Here is a 15,795-nt window from a genome sequence, read left to right on the forward strand (position 1 = left end):
TCGTTGCTCCGGTTCAAAATGGGCAACGGGCATGGAAAACGTCTAAGCACTATAAGACCGTTCCCTACGCCGGTATTGCCCGGATCAGGTTCGATGGGTTAGCGCGTTCACGCCTCTCAGCCCCCAAGCAGGGCACCCCAACGGTTGGGGCGACACTCTCAGGGGATGGCGGGGGAATCAAGGGCCAATTTTGGGGCAGATCACGGTCAAACTGGACTTATAAAATGCAAAAGCCGGCCTCAACGGACCGGCTTTTGTTTGATGTTCAGGTGTTCAGGTTCAGCCCTTCATACCGTCCCAAAACGACTTGACGGACGAGAAAAAGCTTTTTGATTCCGGGTGGTTATCTTCGCCCAGATCGTCAAACTCACGCAAAAGCTCTTTTTGACGGCTTGTCAGATTGACCGGGGTTTCCACGGCCAGTTCGATGAACATATCGCCGACGCCACCGCCGCGAAGGGCTGGCATGCCTTTGCTGCGTAAGCGCATCTGACGTCCTGACTGACTGCCAGCCGGAATTTGCACGCGACCACGGCCACCGTCGATGGTGGGCACTTCGATCGAACCGCCCAGCGCTGCCTTGGCCATGCTGACCGGAACGCGGCAATACAGGTTTACGCTGTCGCGCTCGAACAGCTTGTGGTCCGAAACTTCGACAAAAATATACAGGTCGCCCGGGGGGCCGCCGCGCATCCCGGCCTCACCTTCGCCCGCAAGCCGGATGCGTGTGCCGGTTTCGACACCAGCCGGAATGTTGACCGACAGCGCGCGTTCTTTTTCGACGCGCCCGGCGCCGCCGCATGATTTACAGGGATTCTTGATAATTTGACCCAGACCCGAACATGTCGGGCACGACCGTTCAACTGTGAAAAAGCCCTGTTGCGCCCGCACTTTTCCCATGCCCGAACAGGTCGGGCAGGTTGTGGGCTCAACCCCGCCTTCCGCACCCGAGCCGTCACAGGCCGAGCAGGCCACGGCAGCAGGCACGTTGATCGTCTTTTGCAGGCCAGAGAATGCTTCTTCCAGGCTTACACGCAGGTTGTAACGCAGGTCTGACCCGCGCGCGGCCCGTCGACCACCCCCGGTAGCACCGCGCTGACCACCCATAAAATCGCCGAACAGGTCATCGAACACGTCCGAGAAGGCACTGGAGAAATCGCCCTGTCCGCCAAATCCGCCGCCGGGACGGCCACCGCCGCCCATACCGTTTTCAAACGCGGCATGACCAAAACGGTCATACGCGGCCTTTTTTTCGGCATCGCGCAAGACGTCGTAAGCTTCGTTCGCTTCTTTGAACTGAGCCTCGGAATCCGGGTTGTCCTTGTTGCGGTCGGGATGCAATTCCTTGGCTTTCGTGCGAAAGCCCTTCTTAATCTCGTCCGCTGATGCGCCCTTGGACACGCCGAGCACATCATAGTAGTCGCGTTTTGACATCAGTATTTCCTTCTGCCGCAACGTAATCGGGCCGGCCCGGTGACCGGACCGGCCCGAATTGGCCCGGTTTCCCGTTACTTACGCTTTTCGTCGTCAAGATCTTCGAATTCGGCATCGACGATATCGTCTTCACCAGCCGGAGCAGCATCCGCCGCCGCAGGCTCATCCTCGGTCTCTTCAGACTGCGCCTTGTAGATGGCTTCGCCCAGCTTCATGGCGGCTTCGGTCACGTTCTGAATGCCTGACTTGATCTTGTCGGCATTCTCGGTTTCCAGCTCGTCCTTCAGCGCGACAATCGCCAACTCGATGGCTTCGATGGTGGTCGGGTCGACCTTGTCGGCATGCTCTTCCATCGACTTCTCGGTCGAGTGGATGAGGCTTTCTGCCTGGTTCTTCGCCTCAATCAACTCGCGGCGTTCCTTGTCCGCCTCGGCGTTCTCTTCGGCGTCCTTGACCATCTTGTCGATATCTTCGTCCGACAGACCACCCGATGCCTGGATGGTGATCTTCTGCTCTTTGCCGGTGCCTTTGTCCTTGGCCGAAACCGAGACAATGCCGTTGGCGTCGATGTCAAAAGTCACCTCGATCTGAGGCATGCCGCGCGGTGCGGGCGGGATATCTTCAAGGTTGAACTGACCCAGGATCTTGTTATCCGCAGCCATTTCGCGCTCACCCTGGAAACAGCGGATGGTCACAGCGTTCTGGTTGTCCTCGGCGGTCGAGAAGACCTGAGATTTTTTCGTCGGGATCGTGGTGTTACGGTCGATAAGACGAGTGAACACGCCACCCAACGTCTCGATACCCAGCGAAAGCGGGGTTACGTCCAGCAGAACCACGTCTTTGACGTCGCCTTGCAGAACGCCGGCCTGAATGGCGGCACCCATGGCAACAACTTCGTCCGGGTTCACACCCTTGTGCGGTTCTTTACCGAAGAATTTGGTGACCTCTTCGATCACCTTGGGCATGCGGGTCATACCGCCGACCAGAACAACCTCATCAATGTCGCCCGCCGACAGACCGGCGTCTTTCAATGCGGCCTGACAGGGTTTCATCGACTTCTTGATCAGATCGCCGACCAGCGATTCCAGCTTGGCACGGGTCAGTTTCATGACCATGTGCAGCGGCTGACCGTTGGCGCCCATCGAGATGAACGGCTGGTTGATCTCAGTCTGCGAGGTCGAAGACAGTTCGATCTTGGCTTTTTCAGCGGCTTCTTTCAGACGCTGCAGGGCCATCTTGTCGCTGGACAGATCGACACCGTGTTCCTTTTTGAACTCATCCGCCAGGTAGTTGACGATGCGCATGTCAAAGTCTTCACCACCCAGGAAGGTGTCACCGTTGGTCGATTTGACCTCGAACAGGCCGTCGTCGATTTCCAGAATGGTCACGTCGAAAGTACCGCCACCAAGGTCATAGACCGCGATGGTTTGGGTTTCTTCTTTGTCCAGGCCATAGGCCAGCGCAGCCGCTGTCGGTTCGTTGATGATCCGCAGCACTTCCAGACCGGCGATTTTGCCTGCGTCTTTGGTGGCCTGACGCTGGGCGTCATTGAAATACGCGGGAACGGTGATGACCGCCTGCGTGACTTCTTCACCCAGATAGCTCTCGGCGGTTTCCTTCATCTTGCCCAGAGTGAAGGCCGAAATCTGGCTTGGGGAGTATTTTTCACCGCGGGCTTCCACCCACGCGTCACCGTTGCCGCCATCCACGATGGCGTACGGCACCATTTTCTTGTCCTTCTGGACTTCTGCATCATCCACACGACGACCGATCAGGCGCTTGACGCCAAAGATCGTGTTGTCGGGGTTGGTGACCGCCTGACGTTTTGCAGGCTGACCGACCAGACGCTCATCTTCGGTGAAGGCGACGATCGAGGGCGTGGTCCGCGCCCCTTCTGCGTTTTCAATGACCTTTGGCTGAGAGCCGTCCATGATGGCCACACACGAGTTGGTGGTGCCGAGGTCAATACCGATTACTTTTCCCATATGTTCAATCCCTTTCTCTTCAAGGCGATGTCTCGAGGTCCGGACCCGTTATGGCATCCGGTCCCGATCTGGTTTGCGCAACAGCACTACACCATCGCGCGTCCCGGCGTATATAAGGGCGAGATCAGAGGCCTGCAAGCGGTGTAAAAGGCAGGTTTTGGGAATCTGCGGCCTTTTTGACAAGGTTTTGGCAAGGATTGGGGAATCTTCAATGGCGCGGCTGCTCTTGCGCGGATTTGACATCAGAAAAGCCTATCTGGACGTTGCGGCACAAACGCAACTGATTGAGGCGTTGCGCCCGATTCTGAAATCGGCGCCGCTGTTCCGGCCGGTTACGCCCTCGGGCAAGGAAATGTCGGTGCGCATGACCTCAGCCGGAGCGTTTGGTTGGGTCACTGACAAAGGGGGCTACCGATATCAGGCGCAGCACCCTAAAGGAATGGTGTGGCCCGACATTCCTGATACGATACTGGGCATCTGGCGCAAGCTTGCCAGTACCCAACGCGATCCGGATTGCTGTCTGATCAACTATTACGGCGAAGGTGCGCGCATGGGGCTGCATCAAGACAAGGACGAGGCCGATTTCTCCTGGCCTGTCCTGTCGATATCCCTGGGCGACGATGCCCTTTTCCGCATCGGAAACGAAACCCGGGGCGGCAAGACCGAGTCGATCTGGCTGAACTCCGGCGACGTCTTGGTTATGGGCGGCCCCGCCCGCCTGACCTATCACGGGGTAGACCGCATCCGTTTCGGTTCATCCAAGCTGTTGCCCAAAGGCGGGCGGATCAACCTGACCCTACGGGTGGCGAGTTAGCGGCGCGCCCCCCAACTGGCCGACACATGCTGGCGGGTGTAAAAAATCCCCAGCAATCCAATTGTCAGCAAGGCCAGCCCAACCCAAAGCGCGTATTCCCAACTGGAGTTTCGCGGATAGTAGTTACGAAAGACAAAGCCACGGCATTGGTCAATTATGTGAAACAACGGGTTCCAGGCAAAGAAACTCAGCAAGAAGCCACCCAGCGCATTCCCTACAACCATTTTGCCCGAAAAAATCATGTTCATGCGTCGGTACAAGTTTCTGAGAATATCAGAAGTCCCGGGGAACCACGGTTTGAGCGCCATGAAAACAACACCCACCGCACATCCCGTAAACCAGGCCAGGATCAGCATATAGAACGCGCCGCCGGGCTCTTGGATCTCCAGCGGCTCAATTATGACGCTGTAGGCGAAGAGGATCACAAGGATCGAAACCAATTGCGTATAAAGCGATCCGAAGGCGGTCGCCAACAATGCGACCATCATATTCATCGGAGAGTGCAGCATCATCGGGTTGTTTCCTGTAGCCACGCCAGCGACGGTCGAGACGGCTTTGATGTGAGTCAGGAACAGAAAGACACCTGATAAGAGAAACAGGATAAAGTTACCCCGGATCTTGGCCACTCGTGTGCCCAACATCGACAAGATCAGATAAAAAACGGTCACAAGTGCGAGAATTTGCACGATATTGATGATGATCGCGATCACGGCATTCGCGTGTTTTGATCGTATCCCGTGCACAACCGCATGATAGATAAGCTCAGCGGTCGTGAAAGCGCTGCCCAAAAGCGTCTGTTTTCGCTTAAAATAAAACACTCAGTACACTCTTTCCCGCTGAACTGCCTGCAAACTGCCACGAAATTCTTGCCGTTCCGTAACCGCCGCATCATAAGGCCCACAAGGATTTCGATCAACAAACTACAGCAACGGAGCATTTTTGTGACCTACGACGCCCTTATTCCCGTAATCAGACGTCTGGCGCTGGAAGCCGGGGACACGATCATGCAGATCTACGAGTCGGATGATTTCGACGTCAAAGTCAAATCCGACGCCAGCCCCGTGACCGAAGCGGACGAGGCAGCCGATGCCCTGATATCGGCAGGCTTGCGCGCCGCGTTCGCGGATATTCTGCTGGTGACCGAAGAACAGGCCGCATCACATTCCGAAAAAGGCGACACATTCCTGATCGTCGATCCGCTGGACGGCACCAAGGAATTCATCAACCGGCGCGGTGATTTCACGGTGAACATCGCATTGGTCGAAAACGGAGTGCCAACTCGGGGCGTTGTGTATGCACCGGCCAAGGGGCGCATGTTCTACACGCAAGCAGACGGTCAATCGGTTGAGGAAACCGGCGCGCTGAACAAAGCGCAGGCCGGCGACGTGACCCCGATTTCGGTGTCTGAGCCGGACAATTCGGCACTTTTGATCGTCGCCTCAAAATCGCACCGCGATCAGGCGACCGAGGATTACATCAACAAATATCAGGTCAAGGACAGCAAAAGCGCAGGCTCGTCCCTGAAGTTCTGTCTGGTCGCGACCGGAGAAGCGGATTTGTATCCCCGCGTTGGCCGCACAATGGAATGGGACACCGCCGCAGGTCATGCCGTGCTGGCTGGGGCGGGCGGCAAGGTTGTTCGTTTCGATGACCACTCGTCATTGACCTACGGCAAGGACGGCTATGCAAACCCGTTCTTTATCGCCTACGCTCCGGGCGTTGACCTGAAGGAGGCCTGATGTCCATATTGATTGCCATCCCCGCCCGCTATGCCTCGACCCGCTACCCCGGTAAGCCGCTGGTTCCGCTGACCGGGGCAAGCGGCAACGCGATGACCCTGATCGAACGATCGTGGCGCGCCGCCTGTTCCGTATCGGGCGTGGACAAGGTTGTTGTCGCCACCGACGACGACCGCATCCGCGACGTGGCCGAAGGGTTCGGGGCCGAGGTGGTGATGACATCCGAGACCTGCGGCAATGGCACCGAACGCTGCGCCGAGGCCCATACTGCTCTGGGCGCGGGCTATGAGATCGTGGTGAACCTGCAAGGGGATGCGCCACTGACACCACATTGGTTTGTCGAAGACCTGATCGCCGGTCTGCGCGCCGCGCCCGAGGCAGGTGTCGCCACGCCGGTTCTGCGGTGTGACGGAGATGCTTTGAACAGCCTGCTGAACGATCGCAAAAACGGGCGGGTCGGCGGCACAACAGCCGTATTTGCGACTGATCACAGCGCAATGTATTTTTCGAAAGAGGTCGTGCCTTTTACCGCCGAAACTTTTGCTGGCACCGAACCGACGCCGGTGTTTCACCATGTCGGCGTCTACGCCTATCGCCCCGATGCGCTGTCAGCCTATCCAACCTGGCCAGTGGGACCTTTGGAGCAATTGGAAGGGCTGGAACAGCTGCGCTTCATGGAAAATGGTCGCAAGGTTCTGTGCGTTGAGGTTGAGGCCAAGGGCCGTCAATTCTGGGAATTGAACAACCCGCAAGATGTTCCGAAGCTCGAAGAGATGATGGCCGCTATGGGGTTGGATTGACCCATTTTCACCTGAACTCCTGTCAAGACGACATCTAACCGGGCATGGCACCGCAATTTGGAACGATTATGAAAAACATTCTTGTCACTGGCGGTGCCGGGTACATTGGATCTCATGCCTGTAAGGCGCTTTCTCAAGCGGGTTACACGCCTGTGACCTTCGACAATTTGGTCACTGGCTGGCAGGATGCAGTGAAATTTGGTCCGTTCGAACAGGGCGATCTGTTGGATCGTGTCCGGCTGGATGAGGTGTTCGCCAAATACGAACCCTTGGCCGTGATGCATTTTGCCGCCCTCAGCCAAGTGGGTGAGGCCATGTCCGAGCCTGGCAAATACTGGTCCAACAACGTGACCGGTTCGCTGAATTTGATCGAAGCCACGGTGGCCGCCGGATGTGAGAACTTTGTATTCTCGTCCACCTGCGCCACCTATGGCGAGCATGACAATGTGGTGCTGGACGAAGACACGCCGCAACTGCCGCTGAACGCATACGGCGCCTCAAAACGTGCCATCGAAGATATCCTGCGCGATTTCGAGACCGCGCACGGGCTGAACCATGTGATCTTCCGGTATTTCAACGTGGCCGGTGCCGACCCTGATGGCGAGGTGGGTGAGTTCCACCGCCCGGAAACCCACCTTGTGCCTCTGATGCTGGATGCCATCGACGGCAAGCGCGACGGATTGACGGTATTCGGGACGGACTACGACACACCAGACGGCACCTGCATCCGCGATTATGTACACGTTTGCGATCTGGTCGACGCCCATGTCTTGGGGCTGAACTGGCTGGAGCAAGACAAGGGCAGCCGCGTGTTCAACCTTGGCACCGGGTCGGGGTTTTCGGTGATGGATGTGATCAGCCATTCCAAGGCCGTCACCAACCGCGACGTGCCTTTCGCGATCGGACCGCGTCGAGCGGGCGATTGCACCAAGCTGGTATCCGGTTCTGTTCGTGCGGGTAACGAGCTTGGCTGGTCCCCGGAAAGATCAACGTTAGAGACAATGATTGCCGATGCATGGCGCTGGCATCAGAACGGCCATTACGAAAAATGAGCTTATTGTGACTGGTACAGGGGAAGATACGCTTCCGCCCATCTCATGGGTGCAAATGTACAAGTTGCGGCTAAAACGACAGCGGTTGTTGTGGCGGTCCTTTCGCAGCCGCCATCAATTGTCTTGCCTGAACGACCGCACGGCGAACATCAAAGCCGGTGGCATTCTGGCGTTCACCACACTGCGCAATGAAATCACCCGCCTGCCCTGGTTCCTGCGCCATTATCGCGCATTGGGGGTTGATCACTTTCTGATCGTCGACAACGACAGCGACGATGGTTCGGTGCCCTTTCTCAGGAAACAGCCGGACGTGTCACTGTGGCAGACCCGGGACAGCTATCGCACGTCGCGCTATGGGTTGGATTGGCTGACTTGGTTGCAAATGCGCTATGGGCACCACCACTGGACTCTGATGGTCGATGCGGATGAGTTGTTGATTTACCCCGATCATGACACCCGGCCCCTACCGGACCTGACGAAATGGTTAGATGATCAGGGACGTGTAGCGTTTGGCGCGCTGATGCTGGATCTTTATCCCAAAGGCCCGTTGGGGGAACAAGGCTACGATCCTGAAACCGACCCGACCGAGGTGGTGAGTTGGTTTGATGCCGCGCCCTACCGGACACAACGGCAAAGCCCGCTCGGCAACCTTTGGGTGCAGGGCGGCGCGCGCGAGCGTATGTTCTTTGCCGACGCCCCACGCCGATCCCCGACGCTTAACAAAATCCCGTTGGTCCGGTGGTCGCGGCGCTACGCCTATGTGAATTCGTGCCATTCCGCATTGCCACGACATCTGAACGCCAGTTACGGAGGGCCCGGCGGCACGGCACCATCTGGTGTTTTGTTACACACCAAATTCCTGCCCGAAGTTGTGGAAAAATCAAAGATCGAGAAAGAGCGCCGGCAACACTTTCATGATCCCGAACAGTTTGCAGACTACTATGACGGCATCACGGATCGCCCGGTCATGTGGGCGCCAGAGTCCAAGCGATACACCGGTTGGAACTCATTGCAGCAACTGGGTCTGATGGGAACAATTGATTGGGAAAGCCACAACTCAAACTAACGGTTTTTAAAGTCGTTGCTTCGAAAGATGGAAAAATGGCATAAAACGGCAATTGTCCGGTACCACTCTGGCTTGTACAGCCTCCGGGCACGCTCGCGTAAATAACAAAGGTTGGGCAGTCGCGTGGGCCTATTGGATTCATACCGAATGAGATTGCGGCGCAAGCGCCGTATATTGCGTTGCCTTCGAAAGCGGCGCGATCTTAATCCCGTTTCCGTAAATGTAAATTCGATAACACGGAAAGACGTCCTGCTGGTCAGCGTCATACGGAATGAGAAAATTCGTCTGCCATATTTTCTGACCTACTACCGGCAGCTAGGCATCAACCATTTTCTGTTCGTTGATAACGCCAGCAATGACGGGTCACTTGAATATCTGGCGGGTCAACCCGACGTCTCGGTCTGGCAAGCCGATGCAAGCTATAAGCGTGCGTCGTTTGGGGTGGACTGGACAAACTACCTGCTGCGCAAATATGCACACCGCCACTGGGTTCTGACCGTCGATCCGGACGAATTCTTCATCTATCCATTCTGCGATACCCGGCCGATCCGCGCCCTGACTGACTGGCTGGACGGCTGCGCCGTGCGCAGCTTCAGTGCAATGCTGATCGACATGTATCCCGAAGGACCAGTCGAAGACGCCATCTATTCCGAGGGCCAAAACCCGTTCGAAATCGCCAAATGGTTTGATGCAGGCAATTATACGATCACAAAGAACCCGACCTACGGGAATCTCTGGATTCAAGGCGGACCCCGCGCGCGTGTGTTCTTTAAGGACACGCCGAAAAAAGCGCCTGCGCTAAACAAGATACCATTGGTGAAATGGGACAAGCGCTATGTCTATGTCAGCTCGACCCATGCGCTGCTTCCACGCGGATTGAACCAGGTGTTTGATGAATGGGGTGGCGAAAAAACAAGCGGTGCGTTGTTGCACGCCAAACTTATCAGCACATTGGGCGAGAAGGCCCAGGAAGAGATGGAGCGCGGCCAGCATTACCGCAGCTCTGACGAATATCGCGCCTATGCCGAACATCTGGCAGACATGCCCGAGTTTTGGTGCGACAAATCCGAAACCTACATCAACTGGCGACAGCTTGAGATTCTGGGCCTCATGTCGAAAGGAAACTGGGCATGAGCGATCTGGGCATCATTATGCTGGTTCACACCGCGCTGAACCGGGCCGGCCAAGTGGCTCGACACTGGACCTCTTCGGGGTGCCCGGTGGTGATCCATGTGGATCGCAAAGTGCCAAACAAGGTCTATGCGGAATTCGTTGCCGCCTATGCGAATGACCCGCTGATCCGGTTTTCTGACCGTCATGTCTGCAACTGGGGTGGGTGGGGAATCGTTGCCGCCTCGCAATCTGCCGCCACGCTGATGCTTGAGACGTTTCCAGATGTCCGCCATGTTTTCCTGACTTCGGGCTCCTGCCTTCCGTTGCGGCCAGTGGATGAACTGGTCAACTACCTCGCGGACCGGCCACGCGTGGATTTCATCGAAAGCGCCACAACCTCTGATGTAAGCTGGACTATGGGGGGCTTGGATCAGGAACGCTTTACCTTGAGATTTCCGTTCTCGTGGCGCAAGAACCGCAAACTGTTCGATGCCTATGTGAAACTGCAGCGTGCATTGCGCATTCGACGCTACATACCCGAAGGGTTGGTGCCGCATATGGGTAGTCAATGGTGGTGCCTGACCCGCCAAACCCTGTCAGCCATATTGCAGGATCCAAAACGCGAGACCTATGACCGGTATTTCCGGCGCGTCTGGATTCCCGACGAAAGTTACTTCCAGACGCTGGCGCGCCTGTATTCCACCCATATCGAAAGTCGGTCTCTGACCCTGTCCAAATTCGACTATCAGGGTCGTCCGCATATTTTCTATGACGATCACCTGCAGCTGCTGCGCAGATCCGACTGTTTTGTTGCCCGCAAAGCCTGGCCTAACGCGGATCGCCTGTATCAGGCCTTTCTGACCGATCAGGCCGGTGCCATGAAACCCACAGAGCCCAACCCAAGCAAAATTGACCGGGTGTTTTCCAAAGCAGTCGAACGGCGCACACGTGGGCGTGACGGGTTGTACATGCAAAGCCGGTTTCCACGGCACGGCAACGAAAACGGGCTGACGTCCTCTCCGTATTCAGTTTTTCAGGGCTTTACTGAAGTGTTCGAAGATTTTGAACCCTGGTTGACCAACATCACGGGCGCGCGTGTCCACGGGCACCTGTTTGACCCTAAGCGCGCTGAATTCGCTGGAGGAGAAACCATCGTCAACGGCGGCCTCAGCGACTGCGCAAAGCTGCGGGACTACAACCCAACGGCTTTCCTTTCGAACCTGATCTGGAACACACGCGGCGAAAAACAGTGTTTTCAGTTCGGCCCCGCCGACACGCAAGAGATCAACTGGCTCTTGGCTCGGGACAAGAATGCGCTGATTTCAGTCATAACCGGGGCCTGGGCGATCCCGCTGTTTCGATCAAACTTAAACTTTGCCGATATCCGGGCTGAAGCCGCCCGCTTGCAGCAGATCGAAACCAAGCAACTGGAAATCCTGTCTTCTGTCTGGACCAAGGCGCGGGTTCGCAGGTGGACACTGGCAGAATTCGTTGAATCTCCGGTCGAGCCTTTACAGACCGCGGTCGAGGATACCGGAACCACCCAAACCAGCCACCTGACCGAAGCACCGAAAATGGTGGATCTGTCCGGGTTCGGCCAGTTCCTGCAAAACCTAAAGAACCAGGGCATGCACCCTTATCTGATGGGCGATTTCCCACCGGATGACAGTTTTACCGACCGGGTCCGGCCATATCGAAAACCCTATCTGGTGCAGTAAAGCTAAATGACGCCCCAATTTGACTATTTCATCATTCTTGCAGCCATGCGGACCGGGTCTAACCTGCTTGAGGCAAACCTGAACGCCATCGAAGGGGTCACCAGCCATGGCGAGGCGTTCAATCCCCATTTCATAGGGCGCCTGAAATCCGACACTCTGCTGGGCATCTCGGTGGAAGAGCGGGATCGTGACCCTTCCGCATTGCTTGAGGCGATCCGGCAGGCACCAGGGGAACTGAACGGGTTTCGCCTTTTTCAGGGACATGATCCGCGTGTGTTAGAGCCTGCTTTAGGCGATCCACGTTGCGCCAAGATCATTCTGACCCGAAACCCTCTGGACAGTTTCATCTCGTTGAAGATTGCGCGCGAAACCAAGCAGTGGCAGCTGAAGAACATCAAGCGTCGTCGCGAAGCACAGGTTGAGTTCGATGCCGAAGCGTTCATGAAATACCTGAACCGGCAGCATGAATATCATCTGATGCTGTCGCAGCGTTTGCAGCAAAGCGGCCAGACCCCATTTTACATTGCCTATGAAGACCTGAACCAGGTGCACCTTCTGAATGGTCTTGCCGCTTGGCTGGGTGTGTCCGGCAGGCTGTCGGCAATCGACGAAACACTCAAACCGCAAAACCCCGAGCCGGCGCTGGCAAAGGTGACGAACCCTGATGAGATGGAGCAGGCGTTGTCACAAATCGATAGCTTCAACCTGCACAGCACTCCGAATTTTGAGCCACGCCGACGTCCATTGGTGGCGAATTACGTTGCCACACCAAAGACGCCGCTGATGTACATGCCGATCCGCGGGGGAATGGAAAGCCCGGTAGCAAGGTGGATGGCCGCGCTGGACCATGTTGATGTTGAACAATTGCTGACCAATCAGAACAGGAAACAGACGCGTCAGTGGTTTCTTTCCAATCCCGGGCATCGAAAGTTCGCCGTACTGCAACACCCATTGGCGCGCGCGCATCGGGCCTTTTGCAGACATATCCTCAACACAGGTTCCGGCGCCTATCCGAAAATCCGACACGTCCTGCGCAACCGGTTAAAGATTCCGATCCCCGGGCAATTGCGCGATGGCAATTACCCGGTTGAGCAGCATTACGAGGCGTTTTCGGCGTTCCTGACATTCCTGCGCCAGAATCTTGCCCAACAGACAGCCATACGCGTGGATGCGGCATGGTGCAGTCAGTCGCAGGCCCTTGAGGGGATGGCGCCCTTCGCATTGCCCGACCTGATCCTGAGGGAGGATGAGGTCACGACAGCCCTGCCCGACCTGGCGCGCCGGATGGGGCATAGCACACCGCCCCTACCCGAACTCAGTGAACCGGATACCCCGTTCACTCTGGCTGAGATTTATGACGACAAACTGGAAACGCTGGTCGCCCAGGCGTACCAGCGTGACTATATGCAGTTCGGATTTGGGCCCTGGAAACCGATTAGGGACGCAGAGTAATCAGCGTTCCCCGGTTTACCATTGAATAGATCTCTTCGATCTCATCATTCTTGACGGCGATGCAGCCCGCAGTCCAATCCGACGTCTTTTTGGCGCGCTTACGCTCTTTGCGACGGTTCGGTTGTCCGTGGATAAAGATATCGCCGCCGGGATCAACACCCATGGCCTTCGCCTTCGCGACATCCTCAGAATTCGGGTACGAGATCCCCAGCGACAGATGATAGCGGCTATTGGGATTGCGCCGATCGATCAGATAGCTGCCTTCCGGCGTACGCCCATCGCCTCGCTTTGCTTTGGTGCCGTTGGGCGCAAATCCAAGATCAACCCTGTATTCTTTCAGGATCTTATCATTGTGCAGAAGATATAGTTTCCGTGAGCCCTTGTTGATGACCAGAGAGGTCACTTCGGGTCCGTTGTAAGTTAGAATTCTGGGGTTGGCCGAGGCACAAGCTGAGAGGCTCAGCGTTGCCATTGCACCCAATCCAAATGCTCGACGATCCATGTTCACTGCCTGCTGCTCTTTTTTTCTGTATTATGCCAGAAAATGTGAAAACTGAAATCACTTTTTGATGTTTTGCTGCTCTGTCAGGCGACGTTCGATGCTTTCAAGCCGCTCCAGCACTTCGTCACGATAGGCATCGGTTTTGACTTCGTCTTCGGCATGGTGCGCGTCTTGCATCGAATTCACGATCAGACCAACCAGCAGGTTTACCACCGCAAAAGTGGTCACCATGATGAATGGCACAAAGAACAGCCAGGCGTAAGGATAGATCTCCATTACCGGGCGCACGATCCCCATGGACCAGCTTTCCAGCGTCATGATCTGGAACAGCGTATAGGCTGAAAGGCCCAGATCGCCGAACCAGTCCGGGAAAGTCTGCGAGAACAGTTTGGTTGAAATCACCGCACCGATGTAAAACAGGATCGCCATAAGAAGAAACACGCTGGCCATGCCAGGCAAGGCCGAAATGAAACCCTCAACCACGCGGCGCAGGCGTGGCGCGACCGAGATGACACGCAGCACCCGCAAAATCCGCAATGCCCGCAGCACCGACAGGCCGGACCCACCCGGTACAAGAGCGATGCCGACAATCACGAAATCAAAGACATTCCAGCCGTTGGTGAAAAACCTGCGCCCTGTAGCCAGCAGTTTAATCGCAATTTCAACAACGAAAATGGTCAGGCAAAGGCTGTCCAGTGTTACGATCAATGGACCTGCAATTTCCATAAGGGTGGGTGATGTCTCCATCCCCAGCAGCACGGCGTTGAAGATGATGACACCGGTAATGAACTTCCCGAAAGCTGGTGCTTCGACAAGGGTCAGCAGGCGTTGTGTGATCCCCATTCGGGTAGTCTCCTGTAAGTCTTAAGGGTTCAGGGTGAACCGTGCCGCAAGTTCGGTGTGTGACGACCATCGAAATTGGTCAACAACCTGTACCCATTCAAGGGTGTAGCCCGCATTAACAAGAATTTTCGCATCGCGGGCGAAGGTCACCGGGTTGCAGGACACATAAGCAATCACCGGGCGCAGTGCCTGCGCCAGTTCGGTCACTTGCGCCTCGGCCCCGGCGCGTGGCGGGTCGATCACCACAGCATCAAAAGACTTTAGCTCATCCGGCATCAGCGGTCGCCGAAACAGGTCCCGTGCTTCGGTCGTTATCCGTTTGAGGCCCTGCGCCCTACGCCATCCTTGATCCAGCGCTTGCGTCATCGCCGCTTCGCCCTCGACGGCGTGGACCTCGGCCCCCTCTGCCAGGGGCAAAGAGAATGTGCCGCTGCCGGCGAACAGATCCACAATGCGTTTGGAACCGCCCACAGCTTCGGAAACGGCCCTTAACAGAGCATGTTCTCCGTCCTTTGTCGCCTGCAGAAACGCGCCGGGCGGCGGAACAACATTTGCCTGGCCAAAACGCTGAACGGGTGGCTGGCGCATGGCAATTACTTCACCATCCCAGCTGAGCCGGGCAAGACCGTGTTTCTCGGTCGCTTGTGCCAAAGCCAACTCAAGCGGGCCGTCCAGCGGTTTGCCGCCTTTGACCGCCACATCAAGCCCGGCTTCGGACAAGGTTAGCGTCACCGCCAACACGCCTTTACGGCTGCCACCCAGAATCGCCAGTGCTTCGGCCACCGGAATGGCCGCGATCAGGGCCGGGTCGAGCAAATGGCAATCCGGGATCTCGGTAATCGTGTCTGACGCGCGGCCATGGAAACCGGCCAGAGTGCCCTTTTTGGTCCGTCGTACCGCGATCGTCGCGCGACGGCGGGACCGTTCTGGCGACGTATGGATCGGGCGCATCGACGCCTCCAACCCCTGCGCGGCCAGCGCGGTGCGCACCACCTCGACCTTCCAATCCGCAACAAATCCATCTGCCGCGTGCTGCAACTGGCATCCACCACAGGATTTGTAGTGACGACACGGTGCCTTGACCCGCTGGTCCGAGGGCGTCTCGACACGGATATCTGTCAGGAATTGATCCAGCAGCGTGCCGCTGACGACCTCACCCGGCAAGGTGCGCGGAGCGTAAACGGGGCCATCAGCGATCCCGTCGCCTTGATGACCAAGGCGGGTAATAGTGTAGGTTTGCGTCATGGGGTGCCTGATACCGGGGCTTGGCCCGCAAC

14 protein-coding genes and 1 riboswitch are annotated in these 15,795 nt (G+C 56.7%); of the genes, 8 read left to right on the forward strand and 6 right to left on the reverse strand.

All coding sequences use genetic code 11. From position 1 onward, the window contains the following. Positions 1-44 precede the first annotated feature (44 nt). Positions 45-150, reverse strand: a riboswitch (TPP riboswitch). A 129-nt stretch (positions 151-279) separates the two neighbouring features. Together dnaJ and dnaK are read right to left on the reverse strand one after the other, a co-directional pair. Continuing rightward, positions 280-1,434, reverse strand: coding sequence for a molecular chaperone DnaJ (gene dnaJ, locus AC2FIB_RS17035; RefSeq protein ID WP_282119766.1), 1,155 nt, complete (start codon positions 1,432-1,434; stop codon positions 280-282). Positions 1,435-1,508: 74 nt separating this feature from the next. Next, entirely contained in the window at positions 1,509-3,419 is a 1,911-nt protein-coding gene (gene dnaK / locus AC2FIB_RS17040) for a molecular chaperone DnaK (RefSeq protein ID WP_058275103.1), read from the reverse strand. Between the two features lie 211 nt (positions 3,420-3,630). Between dnaK and AC2FIB_RS17045 the strand changes: the two genes are divergently transcribed. Continuing rightward, positions 3,631-4,233 (forward strand): alpha-ketoglutarate-dependent dioxygenase AlkB family protein, encoded by a 603-nt coding sequence (locus tag AC2FIB_RS17045; protein ID WP_496736648.1) that lies wholly within the window; start codon positions 3,631-3,633, stop codon positions 4,231-4,233. Here AC2FIB_RS17045 and AC2FIB_RS17050 read toward each other — a convergent pair. Next, positions 4,230-5,051: an ABC transporter permease gene (locus AC2FIB_RS17050; protein ID WP_496736646.1), complete on the reverse strand. Its 822-nt coding sequence runs from the start codon at positions 5,049-5,051 to the stop codon at positions 4,230-4,232. The two genes, AC2FIB_RS17045 and AC2FIB_RS17050, sit on opposite strands and share 4 nt — an antisense overlap. 123 nt (positions 5,052-5,174) lie before the next feature. Here AC2FIB_RS17050 and cysQ point away from each other — a divergent pair, with 123 nt between their 5' ends. The 7 genes from cysQ (at position 5,175) to AC2FIB_RS17085 (ending at position 13,173) form a co-directional block, all read left to right on the forward strand. Next, on the forward strand, positions 5,175-5,972 hold the full coding sequence (gene cysQ / locus AC2FIB_RS17055; protein WP_496736644.1) for a 3'(2'),5'-bisphosphate nucleotidase CysQ: 798 nt from the start codon (positions 5,175-5,177) through the stop codon (positions 5,970-5,972). Beyond that, positions 5,972-6,772 (forward strand): 3-deoxy-manno-octulosonate cytidylyltransferase, encoded by an 801-nt coding sequence (locus AC2FIB_RS17060; protein ID WP_496842471.1) that lies wholly within the window; start codon positions 5,972-5,974, stop codon positions 6,770-6,772. The genes cysQ and AC2FIB_RS17060 overlap by 1 nt, the downstream gene beginning before the upstream one ends. 68 nt (positions 6,773-6,840) lie before the next feature. After that, positions 6,841-7,824 carry a UDP-glucose 4-epimerase GalE gene (gene galE, locus AC2FIB_RS17065; RefSeq protein WP_496736642.1) on the forward strand — a complete coding sequence of 328 codons (984 nt, stop codon included), beginning with the start codon at positions 6,841-6,843 and terminating at the stop codon, positions 7,822-7,824. Between the two features lie 7 nt (positions 7,825-7,831). Continuing rightward, complete coding sequence (locus AC2FIB_RS17070) at positions 7,832-8,890, forward strand: glycosyltransferase family 2 protein (RefSeq protein ID WP_496842473.1); 1,059 nt, start codon at positions 7,832-7,834, stop codon at positions 8,888-8,890. A 147-nt stretch (positions 8,891-9,037) separates the two neighbouring features. Next, entirely contained in the window at positions 9,038-10,024 is a 987-nt protein-coding gene (locus AC2FIB_RS17075; protein ID WP_496842475.1) for a glycosyltransferase family 2 protein, read from the forward strand. Further along, entirely contained in the window at positions 10,021-11,721 is a 1,701-nt protein-coding gene (locus AC2FIB_RS17080) for a DUF5927 domain-containing protein (protein ID WP_496842477.1), read from the forward strand. The genes AC2FIB_RS17075 and AC2FIB_RS17080 overlap by 4 nt, the downstream gene beginning before the upstream one ends. 6 nt (positions 11,722-11,727) lie before the next feature. Then, on the forward strand, positions 11,728-13,173 hold the full coding sequence (locus tag AC2FIB_RS17085; RefSeq protein ID WP_496842479.1) for a nodulation protein NodH: 1,446 nt from the start codon (positions 11,728-11,730) through the stop codon (positions 13,171-13,173). Here the strand turns inward: AC2FIB_RS17085 and AC2FIB_RS17090 are convergent. The 3 genes from AC2FIB_RS17090 to AC2FIB_RS17100 are packed head-to-tail and all read right to left on the reverse strand — an operon-like array spanning position 13,157 to position 15,763. Then, positions 13,157-13,675: a L,D-transpeptidase family protein gene (locus tag AC2FIB_RS17090; protein ID WP_496697551.1), complete on the reverse strand. Its 519-nt coding sequence runs from the start codon at positions 13,673-13,675 to the stop codon at positions 13,157-13,159. The genes AC2FIB_RS17085 and AC2FIB_RS17090 overlap by 17 nt on opposite strands. Before the next feature lie 57 nt (positions 13,676-13,732). Next, entirely contained in the window at positions 13,733-14,518 is a 786-nt protein-coding gene (locus tag AC2FIB_RS17095) for an ion transporter (RefSeq protein WP_496842481.1), read from the reverse strand. A gap of 21 nt (positions 14,519-14,539) precedes the next feature. Next, positions 14,540-15,763 (reverse strand): class I SAM-dependent RNA methyltransferase, encoded by a 1,224-nt coding sequence (locus tag AC2FIB_RS17100; RefSeq protein WP_496842483.1) that lies wholly within the window; start codon positions 15,761-15,763, stop codon positions 14,540-14,542. Between the last annotated feature and the right edge of the window lie 32 nt (positions 15,764-15,795).

Source organism: Ruegeria sp. YTSA072, from assembly GCF_059610285.1.